Origin of the sequence: Aurantiacibacter gilvus (genome assembly GCF_038289935.1) — a bacterium.
GTDB lineage: Bacteria > Pseudomonadota > Alphaproteobacteria > Sphingomonadales > Sphingomonadaceae > Alteraurantiacibacter > Alteraurantiacibacter gilvus.
The window spans coordinates 832,090-854,076 of sequence record NZ_JBBYHV010000001.1; the positions used below are offsets into that span (position 1 = coordinate 832,090).

Annotated in this window: 20 protein-coding genes; 7 read left to right on the forward strand and 13 right to left on the reverse strand. The window is 65.2% G+C overall.

All coding sequences use genetic code 11. The features are described 5' to 3' along the window. Positions 1 to 127: 127 nt before the first annotated feature. Positions 128 to 1,255: a glycosyltransferase gene (locus AAEO60_RS04100; RefSeq protein WP_341672371.1), complete on the forward strand. Its 1,128-nt coding sequence runs from the start codon at positions 128 to 130 to the stop codon at positions 1,253 to 1,255. Then, positions 1,252 to 2,202 (forward strand): glycosyltransferase family 2 protein, encoded by a 951-nt coding sequence (locus tag AAEO60_RS04105; protein WP_341672372.1) that lies wholly within the window; start codon positions 1,252 to 1,254, stop codon positions 2,200 to 2,202. Before AAEO60_RS04100 ends, AAEO60_RS04105 begins: the two co-directional genes overlap by 4 nt. On the opposite strand, the gene AAEO60_RS04110 is transcribed toward AAEO60_RS04105, so the two are convergent. Beyond that, positions 2,195 to 3,013 carry a sulfotransferase family 2 domain-containing protein gene (locus tag AAEO60_RS04110; RefSeq protein ID WP_341672373.1) on the reverse strand — a complete coding sequence of 273 codons (819 nt, stop codon included), beginning with the start codon at positions 3,011 to 3,013 and terminating at the stop codon, positions 2,195 to 2,197. The two genes, AAEO60_RS04105 and AAEO60_RS04110, sit on opposite strands and share 8 nt — an antisense overlap. Before the next feature lie 70 nt (positions 3,014 to 3,083). Between AAEO60_RS04110 and AAEO60_RS04115 the strand changes: the two genes are divergently transcribed. Continuing rightward, the gene (locus tag AAEO60_RS04115; RefSeq protein ID WP_341672374.1) at positions 3,084 to 4,337 is read left to right on the forward strand and encodes an oligosaccharide flippase family protein; all 1,254 of its coding nucleotides are present in this window, start codon (positions 3,084 to 3,086) and stop codon (positions 4,335 to 4,337) included. Here the strand turns inward: AAEO60_RS04115 and AAEO60_RS04120 are convergent. Together AAEO60_RS04120 and AAEO60_RS04125 are read right to left on the reverse strand one after the other, a co-directional pair. Next, entirely contained in the window at positions 4,322 to 5,986 is a 1,665-nt protein-coding gene (locus AAEO60_RS04120) for a hypothetical protein (RefSeq protein ID WP_341672375.1), read from the reverse strand. The two genes, AAEO60_RS04115 and AAEO60_RS04120, sit on opposite strands and share 16 nt — an antisense overlap. Continuing rightward, complete coding sequence (locus AAEO60_RS04125; protein WP_341672376.1) at positions 5,983 to 6,996, reverse strand: glycosyltransferase family 2 protein; 1,014 nt, start codon at positions 6,994 to 6,996, stop codon at positions 5,983 to 5,985. Before AAEO60_RS04125 ends, AAEO60_RS04120 begins: the two co-directional genes overlap by 4 nt. Positions 6,997 to 7,155: 159 nt before the next feature. On the opposite strand from AAEO60_RS04125, the gene AAEO60_RS04130 reads away from it, so the two are divergent. Further along, entirely contained in the window at positions 7,156 to 8,064 is a 909-nt protein-coding gene (locus tag AAEO60_RS04130; RefSeq protein ID WP_341672377.1) for a DMT family transporter, read from the forward strand. On the opposite strand, the gene AAEO60_RS04135 is transcribed toward AAEO60_RS04130, so the two are convergent. Next, positions 8,030 to 9,502 (reverse strand): ArnT family glycosyltransferase, encoded by a 1,473-nt coding sequence (locus AAEO60_RS04135; RefSeq protein WP_341672378.1) that lies wholly within the window; start codon positions 9,500 to 9,502, stop codon positions 8,030 to 8,032. The two genes, AAEO60_RS04130 and AAEO60_RS04135, sit on opposite strands and share 35 nt — an antisense overlap. A gap of 39 nt (positions 9,503 to 9,541) precedes the next feature. Between AAEO60_RS04135 and AAEO60_RS04140 the strand changes: the two genes are divergently transcribed. Next, a complete protein-coding gene (locus AAEO60_RS04140) occupies positions 9,542 to 9,823 on the forward strand; it encodes an HNH endonuclease (protein ID WP_341672379.1) in 282 nt (93 codons plus the stop codon). On the opposite strand, the gene AAEO60_RS04145 is transcribed toward AAEO60_RS04140, so the two are convergent. The 7 genes from AAEO60_RS04145 to AAEO60_RS04175 form a co-directional block, all read right to left on the reverse strand. After that, positions 9,820 to 10,005, reverse strand: a complete 186-nt coding sequence (locus AAEO60_RS04145) for a hypothetical protein (protein ID WP_341672380.1) — start codon at positions 10,003 to 10,005, stop codon at positions 9,820 to 9,822. The two genes, AAEO60_RS04140 and AAEO60_RS04145, sit on opposite strands and share 4 nt — an antisense overlap. Before the next feature lie 18 nt (positions 10,006 to 10,023). Next, on the reverse strand, positions 10,024 to 10,281 hold the full coding sequence (locus AAEO60_RS04150; protein ID WP_341672381.1) for an ATP synthase F1 subunit epsilon: 258 nt from the start codon (positions 10,279 to 10,281) through the stop codon (positions 10,024 to 10,026). Positions 10,282 to 10,286: 5 nt separating this feature from the next. Then, a complete protein-coding gene (gene atpD, locus AAEO60_RS04155) occupies positions 10,287 to 11,744 on the reverse strand; it encodes a F0F1 ATP synthase subunit beta (RefSeq protein WP_341672382.1) in 1,458 nt (485 codons plus the stop codon). Between the two features lie 24 nt (positions 11,745 to 11,768). Continuing rightward, entirely contained in the window at positions 11,769 to 12,638 is an 870-nt protein-coding gene (locus AAEO60_RS04160; protein ID WP_341672383.1) for a F0F1 ATP synthase subunit gamma, read from the reverse strand. A 29-nt stretch (positions 12,639 to 12,667) separates the two neighbouring features. Beyond that, the gene (atpA, locus tag AAEO60_RS04165; RefSeq protein ID WP_341672384.1) at positions 12,668 to 14,197 is read right to left on the reverse strand and encodes a F0F1 ATP synthase subunit alpha; all 1,530 of its coding nucleotides are present in this window, start codon (positions 14,195 to 14,197) and stop codon (positions 12,668 to 12,670) included. A 29-nt stretch (positions 14,198 to 14,226) separates the two neighbouring features. Continuing rightward, positions 14,227 to 14,784 (reverse strand): F0F1 ATP synthase subunit delta, encoded by a 558-nt coding sequence (locus AAEO60_RS04170; RefSeq protein WP_341672385.1) that lies wholly within the window; start codon positions 14,782 to 14,784, stop codon positions 14,227 to 14,229. A 161-nt stretch (positions 14,785 to 14,945) separates the two neighbouring features. Then, positions 14,946 to 16,526, reverse strand: coding sequence for a S1 family peptidase (locus AAEO60_RS04175; RefSeq protein WP_341672386.1), 1,581 nt, complete (start codon positions 16,524 to 16,526; stop codon positions 14,946 to 14,948). Positions 16,527 to 16,606: 80 nt separating this feature from the next. Here AAEO60_RS04175 and AAEO60_RS04180 point away from each other — a divergent pair, with 80 nt between their 5' ends. Together AAEO60_RS04180 and AAEO60_RS04185 are read left to right on the forward strand one after the other, a co-directional pair. Continuing rightward, positions 16,607 to 17,638 (forward strand): bifunctional transcriptional activator/DNA repair enzyme AdaA, encoded by a 1,032-nt coding sequence (locus tag AAEO60_RS04180; protein ID WP_341672387.1) that lies wholly within the window; start codon positions 16,607 to 16,609, stop codon positions 17,636 to 17,638. A gap of 50 nt (positions 17,639 to 17,688) precedes the next feature. Further along, a complete protein-coding gene (locus tag AAEO60_RS04185; protein WP_341672388.1) occupies positions 17,689 to 18,618 on the forward strand; it encodes a CPBP family intramembrane glutamic endopeptidase in 930 nt (309 codons plus the stop codon). Here AAEO60_RS04185 and AAEO60_RS04190 read toward each other — a convergent pair. Continuing rightward, positions 18,612 to 20,207 carry a cryptochrome/photolyase family protein gene (locus AAEO60_RS04190; RefSeq protein WP_341672389.1) on the reverse strand — a complete coding sequence of 532 codons (1,596 nt, stop codon included), beginning with the start codon at positions 20,205 to 20,207 and terminating at the stop codon, positions 18,612 to 18,614. The two genes, AAEO60_RS04185 and AAEO60_RS04190, sit on opposite strands and share 7 nt — an antisense overlap. A gap of 75 nt (positions 20,208 to 20,282) precedes the next feature. Continuing rightward, on the reverse strand, positions 20,283 to 21,914 hold the full coding sequence (locus AAEO60_RS04195; RefSeq protein ID WP_341672390.1) for a tetratricopeptide repeat protein: 1,632 nt from the start codon (positions 21,912 to 21,914) through the stop codon (positions 20,283 to 20,285). Positions 21,915 to 21,987 lie beyond the last annotated feature (73 nt).

The window sequence follows — 21,987 nt, forward strand, 5'->3', positions numbered from 1 at the left end:
GCGGATTTCCTCTGCAGGGCTTCTTGCGAATTTAGGTGAAGAACTGGTTAAGTTTGTACGTGTAGCGGTTAAATGGGTACACGAAACAAGGGTAAACGGACCAGTGGCGACAGGCGGAGAATCTGCGATGCATGTCGTCCTGCTGGGCACTTACGACCTTGGCAAGCCACGCACGCGCCTGCTGCGGCAGAGCCTGCAGGCCATCGATCCGGGATTGCAAGAGCTGCATGTCGACGTCTGGCGCGGCGTCGAGGACAAGTCGGTCATGCACGGAATGGCCGCGCGGCTTTCGATCGGTCTGAAGATGCTGTTCGGCTACCCTTGGCTTGCGCTGCGCTACCTCTTCTGCGGCCGACATGACGTGGTGGTGATCGGCTACATGGGCCTGTTCGACATGCTGCTTCTGGCGCCGCTGGCGAAAATGCGCGGCAAGCCCGTGGTTTGGGACGTGTTCCTGTCGGTCTACGATACATGGGTGCGTGATCGCGGCATGGGCCGGGAGGGGAGCCTCAGCGCGCGCCTGCTGCGCCGGATGGAGCGGCGCGCCTGCCGCACGGCGGATCGGCTGGTAATGGATACCAGGGCCCATGCCGCGCTGCTGCAGCAGCTGCACGATGTGCCGGAAAGCAAGCTCGATGCGGTGCTGGTCGGGGCGGAGGAGGGGGCCTTCACCCCCTCGGGCAACCAGCCTGCTGCCAGCACGGATACAGGCGTTTCGATCCTGTTCTACGGCCAGTTCATTCCCTTGCACGGGATCGACACGATTATCGATGCCGCACTCGATCCGCGCGGGCGGCCGCATTCGTGGACGATCGTTGGGAGCGGGCAGGAAGCCGCCCGGATCGACGACCGCCTGCAAGATGCCGACACCGCGCATGTGCAGCGGCATGACTGGGTGGACTATGCCAAGCTGGCAGGCCTGATGTCCGGCGCACATGTCTGCCTTGGCATATTCGGTACCAGCCAGAAGGCGGCAAGCGTCATTCCCAACAAGGTCTATCAGACGCTGCTTTGTGGCAAGCCGCTGATAACCAGCGATTCTCCTGCCATGCGCGAACTGGCGCGGCAGGAGCAGGCGGGCCTCTACCTTGTCCCCGCGGGCGATCCGCAGGCCTTGCTCGATGCGATTGACCGCTTCGCGCAGGAACGTGCAGAACTGCCCGCGGTGCTGCACAGGCACCTGTGCGAGGATTTCTCGCTAACGGCCCTGACCCGGCAATGGCGCGGCGTGCTGGAAAAGGCGGTAGCGCAATGAGCCGGATCGACCTGCTGCTGGCGACCTACAACGGCGCGAAGTACCTGCCGGAGCAGCTGGCTTCGCTCGCCACGCAGACGCATGGCGACTGGCGCTTGCTGGTGCGCGATGACGGATCGAGCGACGATACGCTGGACGTGGTCCGGGCGTGGTCTGAAACGGTTTCACAGCCGGTCGAAATCGTCGAGGACGGGCGCAAGGGACTGGGGGCCTCGCTCAACTTCGCGGCCTTGCTGGAAAAGTCCGATGCCCCCTATTTCGCCTTTTGCGACCAGGATGATGCGTGGCTGCCCGAGAAGCTGGAAGTGATGTTGAGGGCGATCAGATCCGAGGAAAGCCGGATCGGAGAAGACGCATCCGTGCTGGCTTTCAGCGACTTGCTGGTGGTGGATGACACGCTGACCCAGGTCGCTCCGTCGTTCTGGGAAATCAGCCGCATCGATCCTGCGGCTGGCGATACCGAGCTTTGTCGCCTGATGGCCCGCAATTGCGTTACAGGCTGCGCTTCGCTGGGCAATGCGGCGCTGCGCGAGACGGGGCTGCCGATCCCGGCAGGGGCGCGGATGCACGACTGGTGGCTGGCCATGGTGGCGAGTGCCTTTGGCAGTTTGGTGCCCGTCCACCAACCGACGATCCGCTATCGCCAGCATGGCGGCAATGTCGTGGGCGCAGCGGATTCGCGCTCGATGGCGCTGGTGGGGCAGGCGGTTTCCCGGCCACGCTTCTATTTCGCCAAGGCCTTGGCCGCACGCGACAACAGCCAGCGGCAGGCCCGCGCCTTTGCCGAACGGTTTGGCGACCAGTTGCCGGATGAGGAGCGGGCGCTGGTGGAAGGCTATGGCGCGCTTGCCGACCAAGGCTTCCTTGCACGCAAGGCCTTCATGCTGCGGCATCGCGTCGGGGCCGGTAGTCCCTTGTTCCGGCTGGCACTGCTGGCGATCAGTTAGTCGGGGGACCCGCCTGCTTGACCTCGTTTCGCAAGACAAAGTCACGGGCGTAGAATTCGCGGACGAAAGCTTCGATCTCGGCGTCGGGCAAGGCCTCGGGCGCGGAACTCTTCAGCGTCGAGGCGGCGCCAGTCGCCAGCAGTCCGCGCTTCGCCAGTCCGAACATCGGCCCGGTCACCGAGGCGGGCAACAATCGCCGCAGGCCGCGTTGCACGGCTCCGCTGGCGCTTGCGAGGATAGGGCTGGAATATTCGACCCGGCGGTTGCGATCCTTGCGTGGCAGCGGCTCGCCGACGCGTTCTTCGATGTCGTCCAGCATCTGGCCGACGTGTTCGAGCAGGTAGAGGCCATCGACGATCCTTTCTCCGTCGAGCTCGATGTAATCGGACTGGCGGGCGAAATGGATCAGCGCGGGGTTCGTGACGGGTGCGTTGCCGTGCTGGCCGAGCAGATCGAGTACCGTGGCGATGTTGGAGCGCTGTTCGACGGGCGAAAGGTCAGCCAGTAGCCCGCCGGTCCGCGTGCGCACATATTCGTGCAGCGAGGATTCGAACCTCGTCAGCGGGTCGCGCAGCAGGGCATAGGCGCGATATTCGCGCAGCAGCGCAAGATCTGCGGAAAAGTGCTCGGCCAAGACGGCGAGCGGGATGTGCGCATGGTCGAGCGCGCCCAGAACCGGGTGCTCGGCACGCGAGCGGTCGTAGTATTGTTCGCGTCGCTCGTCCAAGCTCATCAGTGCGTGACGCACCGTCGAACCGGCGCTCTTGGGGATGTGGATGAATGCGAATTGGTGTTTGTCACTAATGATCAAGCGCGTACTCCCCTGCCGAACGAATTACAGATTGAGCCACGATATGCCAGTCCGATCAGGGTCCAGAGCGATGCCAGCCGACGTCTTGTCGGTCGTGCGCAACGGGGCTTTCCTCACGGGCGCGCAATGGAGCGAGGCCGTACTGCGGGCGGTGTTCGTGATTGCCATAGCCAGGCTGCTGGGCGCCGAGGCCTATGGTATCTGGAATTACGCTATCGGCGCCTACACGCTGGGGGTCCTCTGCTCGATCATGGGGACTGACGTGTTGATGGCTCGCCAGGTGGGCAGGGCGCCGGAGGAAGCGACCCCGTTCATTGCTGCCGCGCTGGGGCTGCGTCTCGTGCTGCTGCTGGCGAGCGGTGTCGCGCTCGCGCTCTTTGCCTTGCTCGCTGCCGAGGATTCGACCTTGCAGCTCGCATTGCTGCTGACGGTCCCGGCCCTGTTCGCCCGCGGTCTGGCCTTGTGGAGCCGACCGATCTTCACCGGGCTGGAGCGTGCCGGAATGGTGCTCCGGATCACCGGCTCGATCCGGTTGCTCGAACTGGTCGTGGGATTGGTAATCCTGTTCGCAACGCGTGACGTGCTGCTGGTGCTTGGTTGGCATGCCGTGAGCTGGGTGCTCGAGGCGTTGGTTTCCTACCGCTTGGTACAACGGGCGACCGGCTTGCGCGGTCCGCGGTTTTCACGTGCGCAGGTTATGCCGGTGCTGCGCGCGGGCATGCCGATCGGCCTCGCCGCAATGGCGGTTGCCGCGTTGACCACAGTGCCGGTGCTGCTGGCGGTGCCGCTGGGCTTCGACTTGCAGGCAGTCGGCCAGTTGGGCATCGCGGTGCAGCTGGGCAGTCTGCTGACAATGGCTGCACAAGGCTTCCTCAACGCCAGCCTGCCCGTACTCTCGCGCCGCACGGACAGCGAACAGACAGGGACGGGCAGTCACGGTTGGCTGGTCGTGCTGGCCACCTTGTTGCTGTTTGCTCCGGTGTGCCTGCTGGCCTGGCAATTCGGTGGGCCGCTATTGGCACTGGTGCTTGGCGAGGGTTACTCGCGCGCCGCGGAATTGCTGTGGCTGGTGCTACTGGTCGCGGGTGCCAGCGTGGTTCCCAACGGATACTGGCAGTTGCTCGTCGTGGCGCATCGCCAGCGCGCCGGGATTTTCCCGAGTTGGGCGGGGCTGCTGCTGTCGCTGGGGCTGCTGGTCTTTACGGACCTGCACCAGACGCTTGAAGGGCTACTCTGGGCCGCCCTCGCCGGCTGGATCTTGCGTGCCTCGCTGCTGGTGGCGGCGAGCCTGCGAATTCGCGAGGCTGATCAGAACCCGACGTAGAGCTCCCCGTCGTCCCAGCCTTCCGCGGGCGGGGCGAGGTTGTCGCCCCACTGCAGGCGGAGGGGATGCTCGCCAGTCTCAACGCGGTGCATGCCGCGAGTAATCTCGACCAGGCTTCCCGAAGCATGGCTGGTGCCGTCAATAACGGCGGGACCGCCGATCACGGTGTAGGTGCCGGGCACGAGCATCGCGACCTCCGTATCGCTGCCGGGTGCGAACTCGCGACCTGCAATGTGGATCGGACCCCAGAAGCTGACGTAATTGTCGCGCAAGGCGGCAGTGTCGGCGGGCAGCAGCGGGCTGTACCGGTCTTCCAGTGCGGCTTCGATGGTCGCGTCGTTGGCCAGCAGCATTGGCACTGGCCGGGACTCCATCGTCTCACGATAGGTAGGCGTGCCGTTCCGGCGATACGCTTCAAGAGCGGCAGGGGTCACCAGCCAGTTCGCCTTGTCGAGTCCGGGCACCATGCCGTTGTGGTCGAAATAGGCGGTTCCGGCGGGCAGCAGGGCCTCGGCCGTCTCGACCACGGCGCGCTGGCGGTCGATCGCCTCGCGGTCCTCGATGGCGAAGATGCCGGTCGCCATGACGGCCAGCACCGCGACGATCAGGCGCAGCGAATAGCGCTTCAGCGCGGCCTGCAGCGCGATCACGACGCTCACCGTAACGGGGGCAAGCATGAAGGCGTAAAAGTAGGCGGCAGTGTTGGTGTAGAACAGCGGCAGCAGCAGCGGCAGCCACAGGCCGGTGAGGCCCCACTTGGCACCCCTGGACAGCTCCGAACGCCAGATCGCGAAGGGCGCGGCGAGGGCGAGCAAGGTGAGTACGGGCGCGGTGAGCGCTGCCTTCACCCCCATTTGCCAGTATGGCGGCACGCCGAGGAAGAACATCCAGCGCGATGCCCCGGCAGCCATGGCGGTGCCTTCAGTGGCTTCGGTGAGCGCGGAAGAGTGCCACCAGTAGAGCGCGGCGAAAGCGCCAATGGCTGCGATGCCTGCTGCGACCATGCGGAGGGCGGTGGCGACAGCGAAGCGGTCCTCGCTCCAGCGCATCCATGCAAGGCCGAGGAAGGCGGGGGCAAAAAGCACGGCCTTCATGGTGATCAAGCCGGCGGCAGCCACCAGCAGGGCAAAGGCGGCGAGCGGCAACACGGCAAGGCGCGCACGGGCGAGCAGCGCCAGCGCGCTCATCAGTGCGGCCGTGGCCATGGGATCGGTGCGGAAGGAGAAGCCGTGCTGCAGCACGAAGCCCGCCGAGAGGTAGAGTAGGGCGGCACACAGCGCTACGGGGCGCTCCACGAACTTGCGGGCGATGGCGTAGATCGCGCCCAGTGTCACCATCTCGCAGCCGAGCATGGCCAGCCGCGCGGTCACGATCTTGTCTACCCCGCTGCCGGACATGCCGGGCAGCCAGGCGAACAGCCGCACGTGCAGGCTCTGCAGCGGCTGTGCGAGGTTGTCGCGCGCGAAGTCGGCGACGTGGTAATAGAACCAGAATTCGTCCCAGTTGATCGCCCGGGTGAAGACCATCGACAGCTGGAACGCCAGCAGCAGGCCGATGGCAGCTGCTGGCCAGACGGCAGAGCCCGCCAGCGGCAGGCGCGCGGCGGGCTTGCTGTCCATGTGCGGGGCGGTGATCGCCTGCGCGGTCACGCGGCGTCCTTGCGCCTGGGCCGTGCGGGCGTCGCGGTCTTGTCCTCGGCCTTTTCGTGCATCTTCGCCAGCAGGTCTTCCAGCTTGCGCGTGCGGGCGAGGTTTTCCTCGATCAGCTTGCGGTTGGCGGCGACGAGGTCGGCTACCATGCCCATGATCGCCACCAGCGTGCCGAGCACCAGCAGCGCGCCGCCGATGACGAGTGACTGGATGTGCCCGCCGGTATCGCCTTGGGCCCAGAACCACAGGAAGCGCAGGATCGGCAGCAGGCCGATGAAGGCGATGATCGAGCCGGTACCGACGAAAGCGCGCAGCGGCTTGTAGGCGGTGAAGGCGCGCACCATGGTGATGCCGGTGTGGGTGATGAAGCGCGGGATCGACTTGAACAGGCGGCTGGGCCGCTCGACCGCATGGGTGCGCACGGGCACCGTGGTGATCGCCATCTTCTTGCGACCCGCCTGGATCAGCATGTCGGTGGTGTAGGAAAATTCGGTGGTGATGTTGATGCGTTGGGCGGCGTCACGGCTGATCGCCCGGAAGCCGCTGACGGCATCGGAGACATGGGTGCCGGCAAGGCGTTGCACCAGGCTGCTGCCCACGCGCTGCAATAGCCGCTTGAGCGGAGAGAAGTGTGCGTGGTCACCCACGCCGCGGTCGCCGATCACGATGTCGGCCTGACCGTTGACGATCGGCTGCACCAGCGCGGCAATGTCCGCACCTTCGTACTGCCCGTCGCCATCGGTGTTGACCACGATGTCTGCGCCCTCGGCCAGCGCGCGGTCGATGCCCGAGCGGAAGGCGGCGGCGAGGCCGCGGTTGCGACGGTGGGTGACCACGTGGTGCACGCCCCACTGGCGCGCAACCTGCGCGGTGCCGTCACTGCTGCCGTCATCGATCACGAGGAATTCGACCACGTCCACGCCTTCGACACGGCGCGGCAGTGCGGCCAGCGTCGCGGGCAGGGTCTCGGCCTCGTTCAGGCAGGGAATCTGGATAATCAGTTTCGTCATTTTGCCCCCGGGAGGCGCCCAGCGCGGGCACCGGCATAGGGCTTTGTTAAGCATGACCGTTTAACGCGAGGTAAACTTCGCAGCGTTGCCGCACAGGAATTCGTTGCCCGCAGTGCCAGTGCCCCTTAAGGCGCGCATTCCGTCGGGGGAGTGCGCACAATGCAACAATCGGATCGGGCAGGGCTGCTCTTCGCGCTCGCCGGATTCTGCACGCTCTCGCTGGGCGACGCGATCATCAAGGGCATGGCGGGCGAATGGCCTGCACCGGCCATGGCGGCGACGCGTTACATGGTCGGCACCGCGGTGCTGGCCGTGCTGATGGTGCGGCAAGGCGGGATGGCCTCGCTGGCATTGCCGAGGGACGGCCTGCAATGGCTGCGCGGGATTGCGATCAGTACCTCGGCGATATGCATGTTCCTTGCAGTATGGCTCATGCCCCTGGCCGAAGCGACGGCCATTGGCTTCACCCAGCCGATCATCACCGCCGTGCTGGCAATGATCTTCCTCGGCGAGCGGGCGCGACTGACCACCTGGCTGGCAACCGTGGTTGCCTTTGCCGGAGTGTTCATCGTCCTGCGCCCGACCTTCGATACGGCAGGATGGGGCGTGCTCCTGCCGCTGATGGCTGCAACCGGCATGGCCACTGTCATCATCCTCAACCGCAAGGTCCACGGCCGCGCCAGCGTGCTGGCCATGCAGTACTGGATGAGCGTGACGGCGATGGTCTTCCTGTTGGGAGTGACCGCTGCCGGGCATGTGAGCGGCGTCGAGCAGTTCGCAATGCACTGGCCCCACTGGTCGATCGTAGCGCGCTGCGCCTTTATCGGCTGTTCGGCGACGCTGGCGCAGTACCTGATCTACATGGGTACGGCGAAGGCGGGCGCGGGCACCGTGGCTCCGATGACCTATGGCCAGCTGCTGATGGCCGTGGCGCTGGGCGCGATATTCTTCGGCGATTTCCCCGATGCCGTGGCGCTGCTGGGCGCGGCGATCATCATTGGGGCGGGGCTGTTCCTGTGGTGGACCGCGCGGGTCAGGAAGCAGGCGGTTCCCGCACCCAGGCCGTGACATTGCGGCCGTGCATTTCCACCGTGACTGCTTCTGAATAGTTGGCATCAAGTACCTGGAATACCAGCTCCGAAGCGACCGGATTGCGGACCGTCATGCCTTCGTCAGCGGTCACGATCGCTCCCGGTATGGTCGCAAGCACGCGGTTGACCTCACCCACCTGCTCGGTGCCCAAGGCGCCGGTTTCCAGCGCGTTGTTGAGGTGGTCGGGGTAGACGAACTGCGTGGGCACGCAGCTATCCGTCAGGCGGTAGAGCGCGGTCGGTCCGTCCCAGATCCACAGGCAGGTCTCGCCGCCCACATGCGGGGCGATTGCATCGACCAGAGCCTGCGTAGCGGCGCGTTCGTCCTGCGACTGGGCATAGCGGGCGGGAAGATTGAGCAGTGCCAGCATTACCGCTGCCAATGCCACGCCGATCCATGCCTTGGCCGGTCCGCGGCTGTCGAACAAGGGTGCTGCCAGCAGCACGACCGGAGCGGCCATGGCGGCGTAGTAGTAGAGATAGACCGTGCCGGGCAGCAGTACCGTAAGGAGGGTCGCCAGCGCCCATCCGGCGAAGAAGGCCCAGACGCCGAAGCGTTCGGGCCGCGCCATACGGAAGGCAGCGTAGAGCCCGCCAGCAGCCAGCACGGCGACCGGGGCCACGCCGACCCAGTGGCTGGGTGCCCATCGGCCCTGCGGGGCGGCAGCACGTTCGAAGAAGGACAGGAAGTTGGCGAACCAGAAGGCGTCGAAATGACCGATAGCGGCATAGAAGGCCGCCACCAGCAATGTCGGCAGCAGGCCGAGCGCGGCAAAGCCCGCGGCGATTCCTGCCAGTTGCGGCAAGGTGCGGCCTCGCCTCCATTCCACCCACAGTGCCCAGCCGCCGAAAAAGGCGCACTGCATGATGACGGTGTACTTCACCTGCAAGGCGAGACCGCCCAGCAGCATGGCCCACATGGCGCGGCGCGTGAAATCGGGATGCTTCGGATCGACCAGCAGTAGTGCCATGCCCAGCATCAGCGGGGTGAAGAAGACCTCGCTCTGGCCCGAGTAGCTGGCATAGGCCGCCAGCAGCATGGCCATCAGTGCAGCGGCAATGGCTGCGGCCACGCGGTCCACCAGCAGGCGGGCGAGGCGGAATGTCTGCCAGGCGCTGACCATGGTCACTGCGGTCGCCACCAGCTGGTAGGCGAGGGCGGAGGGCCCGAACAGCGCGTGGATCGCGCCGAAAATGGCAAACAGGCCGAAGGGCTTGCGGTCCCACCAGTTGACGAAGGGCAGTTCGCCATACTGCATGCGCCAGCCGATGAAGGAATAGAGCTGCTCGTCGAAATCGGCGACAGGGTTGCCGAACCAGATCGCCCGCGTCGCCAGCACCACCAGCGCGACAAGTGCCAGCCACGGCAGGTCGCCGCGCCAGTCTGTCTTCGCCGGTGCTTCTGTCGCAGTCATATCTGGTCCGCCTTGGCGCAACATGGTTAAGATGCACTTATGAGCGAGGCGAATGGTGACACCTGCTGGCTATGCCAAAGGCCGCTCGGCAGGCGCGTGCAGCAGCACCACACGGTGCCCAGGGCGAAGAAGGGGCGCGACACCGTGCCCGTCCACCCGATCTGTCACCGCACGATCCACGCGCATTTCACCAATGCCCAGCTGGTGCGGCTGGACGGTGCGCGCGACCCGGTCGCCAGTCATGAAGAGGTCGCCAGGTTCCTTGCCTGGATCGCCGACAAGCCGCCCGATTTCCATGCCCCGACGCGGCGCAAGCGTTAGTTCGCCACGGGTTGGCGCGGGAGGCTGCGCATGCCCTTGGTGCGACTGGTCAGGTGATAGTTGCGGCAAAGCTCGCAGCGGTAGGGGCGCAAGGTGACGCGCGCCCGCAAGGCCGCGGCAATTGCCTCGGCCTCGGAGCCGTAACGCCGTTTTCGGTGACAGATGGCAGGGCGGGTCTTCACCGCGTCCCGCCGGCCGGGTCAGTCCTCGACATGCTCCGCCAGCACGGTGAGGCCGTTTTCGCCCACCTCGGCAAAGCCGCCGCGCACTTCGATGCTCTCGGGCGCAGCGCCTTCGGTCTTCCAGACCTGCACCGCGCCGTCGCGGATGGTCGACATGAAGGGCGCGTGGCCCTCCAGCACGCCGAACTCGCCTTCCGCGCCCGGGACGACCACCATGTGGACGTCCTCGGAGCGGACCAGCTTGCTCGGCGTGACCAGTTCGAAGTGGAGTGCCATGGCTCTTAGGCTTCCTCGGCCATCTTCTGGGCCTTGGCCACGGCTTCGTCGATGCCGCCGACCATGTAGAAGGCCGCTTCGGGAAGGTGGTCGTACTCGCCTTCGACAACCGCCTTGAACGAGGCGACGGTGTCTTCCAGCTGCACGAACTTGCCGGGGATGTTGGTGAACACCTCGGCCACGTGGAACGGCTGCGACAGGAAGCGCTGGATCTTGCGGGCGCGGGCCACGGTCAGCTTATCTTCTTCCGACAGCTCGTCCATGCCGAGAATGGCGATGATGTCCTGCAGGCTCTTGTACTTCTGCAGCGTTTCCTGGACCTTACGTGCGGTTTCGTAGTGCTCCTGGCCGACAACGCGCGGTTCGAGAACGCGGCTGGTCGAGTCCAGCGGGTCCACCGCCGGGTAGATGCCGAGTTCCGAAATGGCGCGGTTCAGCGTGGTCGTTGCGTCAAGGTGGGCAAACGAGGTTGCCGGTGCCGGGTCGGTAAGGTCGTCCGCGGGAACGTAGATGGCCTGCACCGAGGTGATCGAGCCCTTGGTGGTCGAGGTAATGCGTTCCTGCAGGTTACCCATGTCGGTCGACAGCGTCGGCTGGTAGCCCACGGCCGAAGGAATACGGCCGAGCAGCGCCGACACTTCCGAACCCGCCTGGGTGAAGCGGAAGATGTTGTCGACGAAGAACAGCACGTCCTGGCCTTCCTCGTCGCGGAAGTATTCGGCCATGGTCAGGCCCGACAGGGCGACGCGGGCACGCGCGCCCGGGGGTTCGTTCATCTGGCCGAACACCAGCGCAACCTTGGAGCCTTCCGAAGTGGCAACGCCGTTCTCGTCCTTCTGGATGACGCCAGCGTCGAGGAATTCGTGGTAGAGGTCGTTGCCCTCGCGGGTACGTTCACCCACGCCGGCGAACACCGACACGCCGCCATGGCCCTTGGCGATGTTGTTGATCAGCTCCTGGATCAGCACGGTCTTGCCCACGCCGGCGCCGCCGAACAGGCCGATCTTGCCGCCCTTGGCGTAAGGTGCCAGCAGGTCGATGACCTTGATGCCGGTGACAAGGATGTCGGCTTCGGTCGACTGGTCGACGAATGCCGGTGCCTCGGCGTGGATCGGCATGGTCTTGTCGGCGCCGATGGGGCCGAGCTCGTCGATCGGTTCACCGATCACGTTCATGATGCGGCCCAGCGTCTTGGGGCCGACCGGAACGGAAATCTGGGCGCCGGTGTTGATGACTTCCTGGCCGCGGACGAGGCCGTCGGTGCCGTCCATGGCGATGGTGCGCACGGTGTTTTCACCAAGGTGCTGCGCCACTTCGAGGACGAGCGTGTTGTCGCCGTTCTTGGTCTCCAGCGCGGAGAGAATGGCGGGCAGTTCACCGGGGAACTGCACGTCGACGACGGCGCCGATGACCTGGCTGATGGTGCCGTTGGTGGTCTGGTTGAGAGCGGGGGCGGTGGCCATTTTCGTTTCCTTGCCTGGTGTCTCTTACAGCGCTTCCGCGCCAGCAATGATTTCAATGAGTTCGGTGGTGATCGCGGCCTGGCGGCTGCGGTTGTACTGGATGGTCAGCTTGTCGATCAGGTCGCCGGCGTTACGCGTGGCGTTGTCCATCGCGGTCATCGAGGCGCCCTGTTCGCTGGCTTCGCGCTCGAGCAGCGAACCGAACAGCTGCGTCTTGACGTAGCGCGGCAGCAGCTCGGCGAGGATCGCTTCCTCGTCGGGCTCGTATTCCACGGCGGCTTCCGAAGCCTCGACATTGTCCGGCGTCGGGACCGGCAGCAGCTGTACCGTGGTCGGATCCTGCGCGAGGGCAGACTTGAATACCGGGTAGACGAGGTGGGCAATGTCGAATTCACCAGCCTCGAACCGCGACACCAGATCCTCGGCAATCGAATCGGCTTCATCGAAGCTGGGATTGCGCATGTCCGAGGTATCGTAGTGGTGGGCGATCTGGCTGGCGTAGTCGCGCTTGATCGGGGCACGGCCCTTCTTGCCGATAAGGTAGAAGGTAACGTCCTTGCCCTCGGCGATCAGCTTGCGGGCCTGCAGCTTGGCCTCTTTCACCACGTTGGCGTTGAGACCGCCGCACAGGCCCTTGTCGGTGTTGACCACCACCAGCAGGTGCCGTTGGTCGTTGCCCGTACCGCGCAGCAGCAGGGGGGCGCTGTCACCGCTCACCTTGCCGGCGAGCGATCCCATGACCGTCGCGAGACGCGAGGCATAGGGGCGCGCGGCCTCGGCAGCGGCCTGCGCCTTGCGCAGCTTCGCCGCGGCGACCATCTGCTTCGCCTTGGTGATCTTCTGCGTCGACTTGACCGATTTGATACGGTCCTTGAGTTCCTTGAGGCTGGCCATTTCGGCTCCCTGTTAGGCTCGGTCCCGGATCAGGCGAACTGCTTTGCGAAAGTATCGAGCGCGGCGACAACCGATGCCTTGGTGTCGTCTTCGAACTTGCCGGTGTCGCGAATGGTCGTGAGCACGTCAGCATGTTCGTTGCGCATGAAGCTGAGCATGGCGGCTTCGTATTCGGTCACGCGGTCCACCGCGACAGCGTCGAGGTAGCCGTTGGTACCCGCGAAGATCGACACGACCTGCTCTTCCACCGGCATCGGCGAGAACTGCGGCTGCTTGAGCAGCTCGGTCAGGCGCGCGCCGCGGTTGAGCAGCTTCTGGGTCGAAGCGTCGAGGTCCGAACCGAACTGCGCGAAGGCAGCCATTTCACGGTACTGGGCCAGCTCCAGCTTGATCGAACCGGCGACCTTCTTCATCGCCTTCGTCTGGGCGGCGCCGCCCACACGCGACACCGACAGGCCGACGTTGATGGCCGGGCGGATGCCCTGGAAGAACAGGTCGGTTTCGAGGAAGATCTGGCCGTCGGTGATCGAGATCACGTTGGTCGGAATATAGGCCGAGACGTCGCCGGCCTGGGTTTCGATGATCGGCAGCGCGGTCAGCGAACCGCCGCCGTTTTCGTCGTTCATCTTGGCGGCGCGTTCCAGCAGGCGGCTGTGCAGGTAGAACACGTCACCCGGATAGGCTTCGCGGCCCGGGGGACGACGCAGCAGCAGCGACATCTGGCGGTAAGCCACGGCCTGCTTGGAGAGGTCGTCGTAAACGATCACGGCGTGCATGCCGTTGTCGCGGAAGAATTCGCCCATGGCCGCGCCGGTGTAGGGGGCCAGGTACTGCAGCGGAGCAGGCTCCGAAGCGGTTGCGGCAACCACGATGGTATATTCCATCGCGCCGTTTTCTTCGAGCTGCTTCACGATCTGCGCGACGGTGGAGCGCTTCTGGCCCACGGCGACGTAGATGCAGTAGAGCTTCTTCTTCTCGTCGTCGCCGGCGTTCACACCCTTCTGGTTGATGAAGGTGTCGATCGCGACGGCGCTCTTGCCGGTCTGGCGGTCACCGATGATCAGCTCGCGCTGGCCGCGGCCGACGGGGACGAGGGCGTCAATGGCCTTGAGGCCCGACTGCACCGGCTCGTTCACCGACTGGCGCGGGATGATGCCCGGAGCCTTCGATTCCACGCGCGCCTGCTTCACGTCAGTGATCGGGCCCTTGCCGTCGATCGGGTTGCCCAGCGCGTCGACCACGCGACCCAGCAGGCCCTTGCCGACCGGCACGTCCACGATGGTGCCGGTACGCTTGACGACGTCGCCTTCCTTGATCTCGGCGTCGGAGCCGAAGATCACGACACCGACGTTGTCGGCTTCGAGGTTCAGCGCCATGCCCTGCACGCCGTTGGCGAAGGCGACCATTTCACCGGCCTGGACCTTGTCGAGGCCGTGGATGCGGGCGATGCCGTCACCCACCGACAGCACGGAGCCGACTTCGCTGACTTCGGCTTCGGTGCCGAAATTGGCGATCTGGTCCTTGATGACCTTGGAGATTTCTGCGGCGCGGATGTCCATTGCAATCAGCCTTCTTCAGATATGGCTGCTCAGGCGCTCTTCATGGCCTGGGCGAGGGAGTTGAGACGGGTACGGATCGAGCTGTCGATGCGCTGCGATCCGATGGTGACGACAAGCCCGCCCAGCAGGTCGGGGTCGACACGCGATTTGAGTTTCACCGTGCGGCCTTCGCGGGCGCGCAGCTTGGTTTCGAGATCGGCGAGCTGCGTGTCGGAAAGGGCATGCGCGCTGGCGACTTCGGCTTGGACTTCACCGCGCTGGGCAGCAGCGATGGTGGCGAAGGCGCGGATCATGCCCGGCAGCTTTGACACGCGGCGGTTTTCCGCCAGCACGCCGAGGAATTTCTTGGTCAGGTCGGACAGCCCAAGGTGATCGCCAATACCGGCCATCACGGCAGCGAGCTGGCCGCGGCTGATTTCCGGGTTGGTGATGAGGGCGGAAAGGTCTTTCGATTCGCGCAGGGCGGCGTCCAACTTGTCGAGATCGCTCTCGACAGCGGTGACGGTGCCTGCCTCGCTGGCGAGGTCGAAAAGGGCACTGGCATAACGGCCTGCCAGGCTTGCCTGAATACCGGCGGAAAGCTCCACGCGCGAAGGTCCTCTTGGGTCCGAGTAACGGAAAATGTGACAACCTGTATAAGGCGTGCGGAATCGCACCCCCGTAAGGCTGGCGCGCGCCTAGCATCGGCCCTGTCAGGATGCAACCCGAGTCGGGCAGGGGCCGGGGAAGCAGCACGACTGTGGCTTTTTTATTCGCCCGCGCTTCCTTCGATATCTCGCTGCGAACAGCGATAGACGAGGCGTTCGTTCGGGCTGTCGGGCAGGGCATTGGTGATGGCGCTCTGGTTGTTGCCCAGCTCGCGCGCGGCTGCCTCGCCGCTGCCACAGGCCGGGGCCTGGTAACTGCCGCGTGTGGTGCGCGCATCGCGCAGGTCATCGAGATCGAGCAGGTAACGTTCCATCACCAGTTCTCCCGCTTCGGGATCGAACTGGTTGATCGTCACCGCCGCTTCGTTGGCGGGGACCAGGACGCGGGTCCATTCACCCTGGTCGAGGCCGTACTGGGTGCGCCCGTTGACGCAGCCATCGCTGTTCCACGAGATGTCGATGTCGGTTTCCGGCGCGCCGATCACGCGGCTGCGGCTGGTGTCGAGCACACAGGTGAACTCGCCGCCATTGGTCGGGGTTGCATCCGGTGTCGGGATCATGCCGGTGGGGCCGTCGGCGGGCGCATCTTCGCGCAAGGCCTCCTCCACGCGTTCCTCGATCTCGGCAAAGCCGGGGCGGGTCATCCAGGCCGCCAGCGCACCGACCAGCGCCAGCCCGGCGACCGAACCGGCAATCGAGCGCAGCCGCATGTCATTCTTCAGGTGGCCGAAGGCCGCCACACCGCCTGCGCCGAGCGAGACCAGCAGTAACAGGAAGGTCAGCCCCATGGCGTTGGCGCGTTCGTCCATGACTTCATAGGTTATGGTGCGGCGTGCTTCGGCGGTCTGCAGGGCCAGCGCCTCTGCCTCGTTGTCGGCTCGCTCGCGTTCCACTTCGGCGCGCATTTCCTGCCGCGCCAGCTCCTCGGCATCGAGATCGGCCAGGCTGCGGCAGGGCAGGGCATTGAGACGCGGCGTCACGTCATTGGCGCGCAGGAAGGGCAGCAGCTCGCGGGTGGAGACGGCGAAGAAGAACTCGGCGTCCGAGCCCGCGCTCTCGGTGCCGAAGGAATTCACGCCCAGCACGCGGCCGCAATCGTCGAGCAGCGGCCCGCCCGAATTGCCCGCGGCGATGGGGGCGGTGTGCAGGATGGTATCGAATTCGCGGCTGGGGCGGCGACCGGAAAGGAAGCCGGTGGCGGTAACGGGTGGCTGGGCGCGGAAGATATCGGCCTGGGCAAGGCCCTGTGCGCGGTCGACGTTCATGGGATAGCCCACGGCGGTCACGCTGCCACTGGTGATCGGGTTACCGGCAATTGTAAGCGGCGGCAGGCCGAGCGGTTCGGTCAGTTCGATCAGGGCAAGGTCGTTGCGCGGGCTGATCGACACCAGCCGGGCATATACCGCTTCGCGGCCCTGGGCAGGCACCACGCCGATCGACAGCCGGTCATCCTCGATCGCTTCCTGCACCACGTGGGCATTGGTAATGATACGTTCCCCTCCGACGGCAAAGCCGGTGCCGTGGGAAATCGGGAAGATCTCGTCCCCGTCGCGCCCGATAATGATGACGCGCACCACCCCGCGTGCGGCAGCCTCGATATCGGCGGAGTCCGCTTGTGCAGGCGGAGGCGCGACCACGAGGGTCACAAGGAGCATGGCGAAGATGATGAAAATGCGACGCATATGGCTGCTTCTCTATATTACCTTGCATTGACCGCAAGCTTCGGGACGCGCAGCTTGGCCGGGCGCGCTAGGTGGATGCCATGGAAAAGACACAGCTCAATGACGACGATCGCTGGCAGATCGCGCTGGCTAAGGACCGGCGGTTCGACGGCGTCTTTGTAACCGGCGTGCATTCGACCGGTATCTATTGTCGCCCCAGCTGCCCTGCGCGTGCCCCCAAGCGCGAGAACGTGAAGTTCTACGCCGGGCCTGCGGCTGCCGAGGCCGCTGGCCTGCGCGCCTGCAAGCGCTGCGCGCCGGACCAGCAGAGCCGCGAGGAGGCGGCCGTCCTGCGGGTGATCGAGATATTGCGCGATGCGGAGAGACCGGTTTCGCTGGAGGCTCTCGGGACTGCCACCGACTATTCGCCGACGCACCTGCAACGCGTGTTCACCCGTGCCGTGGGCCTGTCGCCGGCCGCCTATGCCCGCGCCCTGCGCCGCGAACGGGCGAGTGACGCGCTGGCCAGCGAGGCGCGGGTGACCGATGCCATCTACGAGGCGGGCTATTCTGCCCCGTCGCGGTTTTACGAGGACATGAAGGAGAAGGGTATGTCGCCCTCCGACTGGCGCGACGGCGGGGCCGGGCGCACGATCAACTGGGCCGCGGTGGAAACCACGCTGGGCCCGATGCTGGTGGCCGCGACCGACAGAGGAGTGTGCTGCCTTTCCTTTGGCGAAGGCGAAGAGGAATTGCGCGCGCGCTTCCCCAAGGCTGAACTGGCCGAAGGCGGCGAGGCTTTCCGCGACCTCCTCGATCAGGTCGTGGCGGCGGTGGAGCAGCCCGGCACCGGGCGCGACATCCCGCTCGACGTGAAGGGCACGGCCTTCCAGCAGCGCGTTTGGGAAGAGCTGCGCCGCATCCCGCCGGGCGAGACATGTTCCTATGGCGAACTTGCCGCACGGCTTGGCAAGCCGGGCGCCAGCCGCGCGGTGGGCGGGGCCAACGGGGCGAACAAGATAGCCGTGCTGATCCCCTGCCACCGTGTGATCGCGGCCGACGGATCGCTGGGCGGCTATGCCTATGGCCTGACAATCAAGGAGGAACTGCTCCGCCGCGAAAACAAGGCCTGACGCTTGCCATGCTTCCTGCCGCCGCTAGACAGGCGCAAGGGAGGAAGGCGATGGACGATTCAGGCCCCGTTGAAGCACCTGCCCCAGTTGCCGCACCAACAGAGCGCCCGCTGTGGCTCAAGGTATGGCAATTCCCGCTGGTCGCCATGGTGGTGGCGGTCGCGCTGGTCATAGGGGCCGTATGGCTGACCGGGCAGGTCACCGAAAACCTGATCCAGCCGAATGTGCCCGATCCTCTTGGCCTGATCCTGGCGGTGGGCTTGCTCGTTGCCTTGCTGCTGCTGGTCTACAAGTTGGCGATCCGGCGGCTGGGCACGACCAGGCATGACGACTTGCCGCTGGACGGCAGGGCGCTGCGCGATGTGGCACTGGGCGTGCTTGGCGGTGCTGCCCTGATCAGCACCTGCGTGGGGCTGGCTGCGCTCGCCGGGGTCTACCGGATCGAGAGCGTCGGAGGCTTTTCCGACTGGGCGCGGATAATCTTCATCACCGGCGTCTATGCGGGCTTCTTCGAGGAACTGCTCATGCGCGGCATCCTGCTGCGCTGGGTCGAGGAAGTGGCGGGCAGCTGGATCGCGCTGGCGATCAGTGCGCTGGTGTTCGGCTTCCTTCATTCGACCAACGACAACGCCACCTTCTTCTCCTCGCTCGCCATCGCCATTGAAGCGGGGATCCTGCTGGGCGGGGCCTACATGTTCACCCGCTCGCTGTGGCTCGCCGTGGGACTGCATGCGGGCTGGAACGTGGTGCAGGCCGTTTGGGACGTGCCCGTATCGGGCTACGACCTCGACGGGGCCGTGAATGCCACGCTGGAAGGGCCGAGCCTGCTGGCAGGCGGAGGTTTCGGGCTGGAGGCGACCATCTTCGCGCTGGTCGTGGCGACGAGCGCGGGCGTGTGGATGCTGTGGCGCACGGTCAAGCTGGGGCGGATCGTTCCGCCGATGTGGCGCCGCAAGGGGGCTGCCATCACCGTCTACTGATCGCGGGCCCAGCCTTTCGCGGCGGGTTCCAGCTGGTCGAGAAAGGCCTCGGCGCTGTCGAGGTATTCGCGGCGCTTGTCTTCGCCCATGCGGTCCCAGGTCGCGTAGATGCGTCCGATACGGTGGTTGCCCTCCAGCCGGTCGCGGTGGCGGTGCATGAAGTGCCAGTAGAGCGGGTTGAAGGGGCAGGCGTCCGCGCCGGTCTTCTCGCTGACCTTGTAGCGGCAATCGCGGCAGTAATTGCTCATCTTGTTGATGTAGTTGCCGCTCGCCGCATAGGGCTTCGAGGCCAGCCGCCCGCCGTCGGCATAGAGCACCATGGCCGCGACATTGGGCAATTCCACCCAGTCATAGGCATCGGCGTAGACCACCAGAAACCAGTCCTCCACCTCTTGCGGCCTGATCCCGGCGAGCAAGGCGAAGTTGCCCAGTACCATCAGCCGCTGGATATGGTGAGCATGGGCGTTCTCACGGGTGGAGCGGATAGCGTCGGCGAGGCAGCGCATGTCGGTTTCGCCGGTCCAGTAGAACTCGGGTAGCGGGCGGTCCGCTTCCAGCTCGTTGGCCTCGGCCAGCCCCGGCATTTCGTGCCAGTAGAACCCGCGCACATATTCGCGCCAGCCGACGATCTGGCGGATGAAGCCCTCGACGCTGTTCAGCGGGGCCTTGCCCTCGCGGTAGGCCGCCTCGGCGCGCCGGCACAGGTCGAGCGGATCGAGCAGGCCGAGATTGAGGCTGGTCGACAGCAGCGAGTGGAACAGGTCGTCCTGCCCGTGGACCATGGCGTCCTGGTAAGGACCGAAATCGCAGAGCCGGTCAGCGAAGAAGGCATCTGCCGCTGCTTCTGCCTGCTCGCGGGTAACGGGCCAGCGGAAGCCGTCGATACTGCCGAAGTGATCTGCGAAGCGATCCTCTACCAGCGCGATCACCTCCCGCGTGATTGCATCGGGCTCGAACTTGGGTGGCGCTGGTGCTTCGAGGCCATCCTTGGGGGGCTTGCGGTTCTCGCTGTCGTAGTTCCACTCGCCGCCTGCGGGCTTGTCGCCCTTTCCGTCCTTGGCCATCAAGAGACCGGTCTTGCGGCGCATTTCGCGGTAGAAATATTCCATTCGCAAGGCATCGCGCCCCTCGGCCCAGTCGCGGAACTCGGCCTTGCTGGCCACGAAGCGATCGTCGGGCAGGATATCCACCGTGCAGGCGAACTTGTCGGGCCATTCCTCCAGTGCCTGCTGCACGCGCCATTCGCTTGCTTCTACCACATGCACCGCGCGCGGGTCGTGGCGCTCCACGGCGCGGGCGACTTCGCCGGTAAAGCTGCCCGCATTGTCCGCGTCGTCGAGCCCGACATAGTCGACCCTCCAGCCCGCATCGCGCAATTCGGCAGCGAAGTGGCGCATGGCGGAGAAGACCAGCACGATCTTCTGCTTGTGGTGGCGGACGTAAGTGGCTTCGTCCCAGACCTCCATCATCAGTACGACGGTGTCGTCCTTCGCGCGGCCGCGCAGCGAAGCAAGGTCGCGCGTCAGCTGGTCGCCCAAGATCGGGACCAGGACCGGCCCGTCAGTGTCGGATGTTTTCTCGGAAGCCATGCCCTGCCAACGCTAACGCAGGACGGCGGTGCCGGAACACGGACGAAAGCCCGTGAACCGGCAATCACCTGAGACCTAGTCGACTTCGCAGCCGTATTCTTCGATTTCGGCTTCGACTTCGTCGTTGCGGGCTTCGCGCGCTTCTTCGTCAAGATATTCGCCAGGGTGGTCCGGGCGGACTTCATCGAGCAGGGGCTCTTCGTTGCCGGCGAGGTACTCGTCGAACTTCTTGCGCAGCATGCAGGCATAGCCGCCGTTGCCGGTCAGGTAGCTAGCCCCCACGATACGTGCTTCGTCGGGCCTTCCCTCGGTCAACAACATGTGCACCAACGCCTGCCGCACCGTGCTGTCGAACGGGGCATAGGCGAACGAGGCTTCCAGGGCCTGCTTGGCCGTTACCGGCACTTCGTCACCTTCGTATTCCGGGTCGAACAGGTAAGTGAGGTAGTATCCGTACAGCGGGTAGGCGTGATCGTTTTCCATGCGGTTCGCAGCGGCGAAACGGCGGCGCGCTTCGATGATCTGCGAGGGATCTTCGTAAGTGCGGCGCAGGGCCACATCGGCGAAGTAGATCGCTGCCTCGGTCGATTCCGGGTCGATTTCCAGAACCCGAGAGGCAAGGCTTTCCGCCTCGGCATAGTTGCGCGCATCGAACTCGGCCTCGGTGGCAGCCAGCAGCACGGCCTCGCTCTGCGGGTATTCCGCCACCAAGCTGCGCGCCTCGCTGACCAGGCGTTGCGCTTCGTCCTCGTCGACACCGCGATTGGAGCGGATCATGAGGTTCATGCGGGCAGCTTCGTCGTCCGCCAGCCGGTGGATTTCGACAGCCGGATCGGCATCCACCGCATAGGGGACGCGCAGCAAGCGCGCGCGGCCCTGGCGGAATTCTTCCAGTTCATCGCGCAACACGTCGAGATCGCCGAAAGCACGCCGGGCAGCTTCCATGGGCGAGGCGCCTTGGCCGATTGCGACCATGTATTCGGTCATCTGGCCGCGACGCTCAGGGTTCAGGTTGAGGTGGCTCGCGATCAGCCAGCCGTGGGCATAGGTGTAGCCGGTATCCTCGCGCGTGCGCCGAGCCGGCGGGTCAAAGGTCCGCTCAAGGTCGATCGGCAGGGTCGCCAGCGAGAAGCTGCGTGCCGTAGGCATTTCGCCGATGACGAAGTAATCGTCTTCAAACTCGAGCGTTGCGAACAGCTCTGCAAAGCCTTCGCTATACCACAGCGGGTACGGCGCATCGGCATGCTGGAACATGAAATAGTGAACGTACTCGTGGAACAGGATTCCGCGCGGATCGAGCTGCAGGTCCTCATCAAGGGCCTCGCGCACACTGCGGCCCCGGCGCCGGTTTTGCCGAACCGGTACGAAGGCCACCGAACCGTTTGCCCGGCCAATGAAGAAACCGCCAATACCGGTGTTGCGCCGACCGGCAGCGAGCGCCGACATGTCTCTCGTTTCGCCAAAGCGGAACACGGTAACCTTGGCCGAAGCCGGCAGGCTGCCGTCATCCGCGCTGATGCCGGTGAACAGGCGCAGTACCTCGTCCAGCCGCTCCAGGTCCTGTGCGAACTCGCGCGTCGCGCTTTCATCGTCTTCGGCATAGACGATGAAGTGCTCGGTTTCGGCGCGGAACCAGTCCGCAGCCTGGGCCGCGGGCGCCACGGCCAGGGTAATCAGGGCTGCCAGGGCAACAAAAAAGCGAGTCATCGACAAATCTCCAGTCCTGATCAAAGGCCTATTGTGGTTCGCCGATGATTTCAATTGTCACGATCCCGCAAAT